Consider the following 6417-nt stretch of genomic DNA (forward strand, 5'->3'; position numbering starts at 1 on the left):
AAATATAAATTAGGTTTTTTAATTATCATGATTTCTAAGATTTTATAAATCTGTGTTCAAAAAAAAGTTACTGTAATGAATTTATTCAATTTGATAGTTTAAAAAAGAGAACACAGATCATAAAAATTTAAGAAATTAAAAAAATTTAAATTAGGTTTTTTAATTATCATGATTTCTAAGATTTTATAAATCTGTGTTCAAAAAAGTTAGGGGCGGAAGATTAACGAATAGTTATTTTTACCAGTGACATACAACCTATAACATACAACCTATAACCTATAACATACAACCTATAACTTACAACTAAAGATATGGCTAAATGGCAAGAACGAGCAGAACTCTTATTCAAAACAGAAGGATTAAATAATTTAAAAAATGCCAATGTACTCTTGGTTGGATTGGGCGGAGTTGGTTCATTTGCCGCTGAATTTCTCGCTCGTGCCGGCGTGGGAAAAATGACCATTGTTGATGGAGATGTGGTGGATATTACCAACATCAACCGGCAATTACCGGCGTTACATTCTACCGTTGGCATGCCGAAAGTACATGTAGTAGGTGACCGATTAATGGATATTAATCCCGAATTACAACTAACCCGTTTGCAAGAATTTCTATCACCCGAACGAGCGTTGGAAGTCGTAACCCCAGAGTTTGATTATGTGTTGGATTGCATTGACAGTGTCACACCTAAATTAAATCTAATCATTGCCGCCAAGCGAAAAAGAGTCAAAATTATATCCAGCATGGGAGCCGGTGGAAAAATGGAAGCATCAAAAGTAAAGGTAACCGACATCAGTAAAACAGAAAACTGCTTCTTAGCTCGTACAATAAAAAGAAGACTCAAAGAAGTGAAGATTGATAAATTAAAAGTGGTCTTCTCCTCAGAAATTCAAGACGAATCTAGTTTAAAAATGACCGACGGAACGAACTTTAAAAAATCCTTTTACGGAACCAATAGTTGGATGCCCTGCCTTTTTGGTTTGCATGCGGCCGAAACAGTGGTGACTTATTTGTTGGAAAAAAAGGTGCTAAGGGACTAAGAAGCTAAGGCACTGAGTTTTTCTTATTGAAAAATCTAATTAAACTTTATAACTATAAAACCTTAGCACCTTAGCACCTTAGTACCTTAGCACCTTATGAAACAAACAGTGATCTTCGACATGGATGGCGTAATTGTAGACACCGAACCGGTGCATCATTATGCGTACCAACAACATTTTGAACAGTTAAAAATTGATGTTTCACCCGAAATGTATGCGTCGTTTACAGGGAATTCAACCAAAAATATATACGAACGATTGAAAGCTACTTTTAATCTTCCACAAGAGGTGCTGGCATTGGTTCAAACTAAACGCACGTTTTTTAATGATGCTTTTGACAACAAAGAAGATTTGTATTTATTAGATGGTGTAGAAGATTTAATCAAAGAATTGCATGCAGCAGGAATGCAGTTAGTCGTGGCTTCTTCGGCTGCAAATGTAACCATTGAACGAGTTTTCAACCGTTTCAATTTACATCCGTATTTTACCCATAAAGTTTCAGGTGAAGATTTTCCGAAATCAAAACCGCATCCTGCTATTTTTCAACAAGCTGCTTTTCTAGCAAAAACGCCTGTAGAAAATTGTGTAGTGATTGAAGATAGTACGAATGGAATTATTGCAGCAAAAGCCGCAGGTATTTATTGTGTTGGATATGATAGTGTGAACTCGAAACTCCAAGATTACTCATTAGCTGATGAAGTGATCAGTCATTTTAATGAATTGAGTTTTGAAAAAATTCGTAGTTTAAAGTCATAAACTATTGAGCATTTCGGTCCGGTAACGTATGTTTTTCAATAATCCGAATGCCATCTTTTTTGACTTCTGTTTCTTTCCGCATCGACCAAAAGAAATCACTTGAAAACCGACGTGCCTCCTCAAGATTTACTATCGGAAATGGATAATCGGTTCCAATTTCAAAATCATATAGCATTTGTTCAATGGGAGTTAATTTCCAAGGTTCATGAATGAATTCAGTTGGAATTTTGGAAAGTTCAGGCATCCATTTTCTGATAAAAATTCCTTCCGGGTCGTGTTCATAAGAATTTTTTACCGGATTGTAAACGCGTAGGGTATTAATTCCGGTCACGCCTGCTTGCATTTGAATTTGCGGATAATGAATGCCAGGTTCAAAATCGAGAAATTGTTGAGCTAAATGCGGACTACAATTTTGCCAAGGTTGAAACAAATGATGGGTGTAAAATGAAACCACCAAAGCACGCATTCTGAAATTTAAATAGCCCGTGCTGTTCAAACACCGCATGCAAGCATCAACCAGCGGAACTCCGGTTTTACCCTCCATCCATGCTTGATGAAATTCGGGAATAATCGGTTGGTGCAATTGTCGGTAGCCTTTGTTTACCGAAATAAATTCCATGTGGCATTCCATTTCAAATTTTTGAATAAAATGGGCTTGCCACCGCAAACGGGAAGCAAAATTATCTATTTGACGCACATTTTTATTTTGGTCTCGATAGGTTAAAGCTAATTGACACACTTGACGCATCGATAAGTTTCCCCAAGCAATGTAAGGCGAAATCCTACTGCAACTGTGTCTCCCCAATTCCGGTTTGGAAATGTGTTTACTATAATTTACAACCCGTTCTTTTAAAAAGGAGTCCAAATACCTCAGACCGGTGGAGGTGCCACCTTTTTGAAAAGGTGTATTTTTGGAAGTACTCAAATCAACTAATGTAAATTGTGCACCGATTGCATCAACTAGTTCTTCAGAAAGAAACGAATTTGATTTAGGATGAAAAGGGAAAGGTTCCAAATCCATAAATTCACACCAATCATCTTTCCAAGTCGCTCGGTTTGATAATCCTCGTTTGACTCCGTTGGTAATGTATTCGTTCCAAACGATTTTGTGCTTTTTGCAAAAAGCCATCACTGCTTTGTCGCGATTAAAAGTGAGCTGTATTCCTGTTTCTTGATGGGAATAAATGGTTGAAATAGGCTGCATTTGATTGATTTTTTCAAACGCGTCAACCACTTCACTCTCAAGTATTAAAATTTCCGTTTGATAGGGCTTTAATTGTTTTTGAAGTTCTTCCAACGACTGTTTGATAAAATCAAAATGCCGCTGACTGTAATGCGGGTCGCTTACTAACGAAGGTTCGAAAATGTAAAGCAAAAGCGTTTGCTCTTCTGATTCCAAAGCTCGAAAGAGTGCTTCGTTATCGTGTAATCGCAAATCTCTTTTGAACCAAACAATTTTCATTTTTATATTCTTTTTGAAAATGAAGTTTTTTTATAAAACCACTAAGGTAATTAGTTTCATTAAGCGTGATTGACTTTGCGTGCTTTGCGTTTTTTCTTAGTGCTCTTTGCGGTTAAACCTGTATCTACTTAATTTAATAAAACGGAGCGTCTTATTATTTTAATGGTTTAAATTTATCCAACCGCTTCCTTGTAAATCCGTAAACACCTTTCACGAGCTTCCTTATGGTCCACAATTGGTTGAGTATACGTTGAGGTTTCCACTTCGGGCACCCATTTTTTGATGTATTTCCAATCTTTGTCAAACTTTTTAATTTGCTCTGTTGGATTGAAGATTCTGAAATAAGGTGCGGCATCTACTCCCGAACCTGCTGCCCATTGCCAATTGCCCACATTACTTGCTTGTTCGTAATCAAACAATTTTTGAGCAAAATAGGTTTCGCCCCAACGCCAATCAATCAACAAATGTTTACACAAAAAACTCGCAACGACCATACGAACGCGGTTATGCATATGACCGGTAGCATTCAACTCTCGCATGCCGGCATCGACCATGGGATAACCTGTTTTACCCTCGCACCAATTTTTGAAATCAGTTTCATCGTTATTCCATTGAATCGCATCGTATTTTTCTTTAAAACTCTTTTGAATGGTATGTGGAAAATGCCACAATATTTGCATGAAAAACTCCCGCCAAATCAACTCGTTCCAAAAAGTTTCGTTTTTAGATTCAATTGCTTTGGCTACCATTTTTCTTATGGAGACGGCTCCAAATCGAAGGTAAGCACCTAACATCGAAGTGCCTTTTACTGCAGGAAAATTGCGGGTACCTTCGTAATTCGAAATTAAATGATCCGAGACATCGAAAGGTGGAACTTTAATTTTGGAAGCTTCAAATCCAATGTCGGACAAACTCAGAAAAGGGTAGGAGTGATTCGTAATTTTATCCAATTTATTTTCGGAAGGATAGTCTATCAAAGAAATGGTTTTAAACTTTTCTTTCCATTTTCGCGAGTACGGGGTATAAACCACATAGGGCAAACCATCGTCTTTCACCACCTCACTTTTTTCAAAAATTACTTGGTCTTTACTGGTTTTGAACTCGATAGAATGTTCTTTAAACAATTGATTCAGTTCCTTATCCCTTTTTCGGGCATACGGTTCGTAATCATGATTGGTATAAACCGCTGAAATACTATTTTCTGCCAGAATGTTTTTGAAAACTTCTAAAGGATTCCCATGAAATACCGCAAGTGATTTTCCTTGCAGGTTTAATTGCTTTTGTAAAGTCGATAGTAGTTCATGAATAAACGTTACCCGAGCGTCGTCTTTCGGCAATTGTGAAAGTATGGCTTCATCAAAAATAAAAATAGGCAACACTTCTTCCGTGCTGTTTAATGCATGATATAGTCCAACATTATCCTCTAAACGCAAATCTCTTCGAAACCAAAATATATTCATCCTTAAACAACCTTAAACAATTTTAAACAATCTTAAACAACCTTTAACAACTTTAAACTAAAAGTGTCGACATCCCACCATCCACATGAAAAATCTGTCCTGTAATCCAAGTACTTTTATCACTCAATAAGAATTGGGCCATTTGAGCCAAATCTTCGGGTTGTCCGAATCGCTTCAGCGGATGACGCTCGGCTGATTTTTCTTTTTTCACCTCGTTATTCAGAAATTTATCGGCCAATGGGGTATCAGTCAACGAAGGTGCTATTACATTCACCCGTATTTTCGGAGCGTATTCAGCGGCTAATGCTTTTGCAAAACCTTCAATCGCTCCTTTGGATGCAGAAACACTTGTGTGAAAAGGCATTCCCATGCTTGCCGCCACACTGCTAAACAAAACAATACTCGATTGTTCAGAAGCAGTTAAGTTAGGTAAAACCGATTGAATAACCTTTACCAAACTGATAAAATTCACCTGTAAATCACTTTCAAAGGTTTCTGGTTTGATGCCTTTGAACGGACGCAAATTAATACTGCCCGGACAATAAACCAACCCGTCTAGTACAGCAGGTAAAACGGATGTATCCAGAACATCGGTGGTTGCGTCAAACGGAATGTGTGTCGCATTCAAATCAGCTATCATTTCATTCGTTCGGGAGGCAATGTATATTTTGCTTTCAAGTTGCAATTCTTTTGCAATTGCGTATCCAATTCCGTAAGATCCGCCAATGAGTAGTATGTTTTTCATGATTGTTTAAATTCACCAAAAAGTTCAATTAATTTTTTCTGTCTGTACGCAAATATTTCGTTCAACTTGGGTTGTACTAAAATTGGGTGAACCAATTGTCCCAAAACTCCCATCGGAAGTTTGTAATCTACAATGTCTTCCATTTCAACACCTCCTGGAATCTCTTTTAAAAAATGTTTGTGGTGCCAAAGTGCATAAGGCCCAAAACGCTGTTCGTCTACAAAGTATTCGAGGTCTTTTACATGCGTAATCTCTGTCACCCATTTGGTTGGAATTCCTAAAACCGGCGTCACAATGTATTGGATGATTTGTCCCGGAAACATCGGTTTGTCGGCTCCCGAAAGTATATTAAAACCCATATAATCAGGAGTGATGGTTTTTAAGTTTTTCGGACTCGATAAAAAGTCCCAAGCTTCTTGCAAGGAAATCGGTAAATTTTGCTTGGTATGCAGTGTATATATTTTCATATTTTTTTTGCAAAGATACTAAATGTTTAACATTTATGTAAAAAAGTTAAACAATAAATATAGGTTTTATGGTTTCTTTAACAGTTACTATTTAATTGAAAGTGTAACTTTGGATTCTAAATAAAAAACACAAAATAATATGAAAAAAATAGTTATTGCAACTGCACTATTTATTGCGAGTTTACCGACATTGGCTCAGGTAAAAACGCCGGCGGCGAGTCCAAAAGCAACGTTTACTCAAACAGTGGGTTTAACAGATGTAACCGTTGACTATAGTCGTCCGAGTGCCAAAGGAAGAATCGTATTTGGTGAATTGGTTCCTTTTGGAAAACTTTGGAGAACAGGTGCCAATCAAAATTCAATGGTAACCTTTAGTGATGACGTAGTGATTGATGGTAAAACTTTAAAAAAAGGAAAGTATGCTATTTTTGCTACGCCTAAAGTTGAATCATGGGAAGTAGTATTTTATACAGATACTGAAAACTGG

Annotated in this window: 7 protein-coding genes; 3 read left to right on the plus strand and 4 right to left on the minus strand. The window is 36.9% G+C overall.

The window, feature by feature from the left end; all coding sequences use genetic code 11:
• The first annotated feature begins 311 nt into the window (after positions 1–311).
• Positions 312–1040, plus strand: coding sequence for a ThiF family adenylyltransferase (locus ACIQ2S_RS09980; protein WP_396175527.1), 729 nt, complete (start codon positions 312–314; stop codon positions 1038–1040).
• 96 nt (positions 1041–1136) lie between these two features.
• Positions 1137–1796, plus strand: a complete 660-nt coding sequence (locus ACIQ2S_RS09985; RefSeq protein ID WP_396175529.1) for an HAD family hydrolase — start codon at positions 1137–1139, stop codon at positions 1794–1796.
• Position 1797: 1 nt separating this feature from the next.
• Here the strand turns inward: ACIQ2S_RS09985 and ACIQ2S_RS09990 are convergent, their stop codons facing one another.
• The 4 genes from ACIQ2S_RS09990 to ACIQ2S_RS10005 form a co-directional block, all read right to left on the minus strand.
• The gene (locus tag ACIQ2S_RS09990) at positions 1798–3258 is read right to left on the minus strand and encodes a deoxyribodipyrimidine photo-lyase/cryptochrome family protein (RefSeq protein ID WP_396175531.1); all 1461 of its coding nucleotides are present in this window, start codon (positions 3256–3258) and stop codon (positions 1798–1800) included.
• A gap of 173 nt (positions 3259–3431) precedes the next feature.
• Positions 3432–4718 carry a cryptochrome/photolyase family protein gene (locus ACIQ2S_RS09995; protein WP_396175533.1) on the minus strand — a complete coding sequence of 429 codons (1287 nt, stop codon included), beginning with the start codon at positions 4716–4718 and terminating at the stop codon, positions 3432–3434.
• A gap of 52 nt (positions 4719–4770) precedes the next feature.
• The gene (locus tag ACIQ2S_RS10000) at positions 4771–5463 is read right to left on the minus strand and encodes an SDR family NAD(P)-dependent oxidoreductase (protein ID WP_396175536.1); all 693 of its coding nucleotides are present in this window, start codon (positions 5461–5463) and stop codon (positions 4771–4773) included.
• Entirely contained in the window at positions 5460–5930 is a 471-nt protein-coding gene (locus ACIQ2S_RS10005; protein WP_396175538.1) for a cell division inhibitor, read from the minus strand. The genes ACIQ2S_RS10000 and ACIQ2S_RS10005 overlap by 4 nt, the downstream gene beginning before the upstream one ends.
• 139 nt (positions 5931–6069) lie before the next feature.
• Between ACIQ2S_RS10005 and ACIQ2S_RS10010 the strand changes: the two genes are divergently transcribed.
• Positions 6070–6417: DUF2911 domain-containing protein (locus tag ACIQ2S_RS10010; protein WP_396175540.1), on the plus strand; the 348-nt coding region annotated here is incomplete at its 3' end.

Origin of the sequence: Flavobacterium sp. (assembly GCF_044371705.1) — a bacterium.
In the GTDB taxonomy this organism is placed as follows: domain Bacteria; phylum Bacteroidota; class Bacteroidia; order Flavobacteriales; family Flavobacteriaceae; genus Flavobacterium.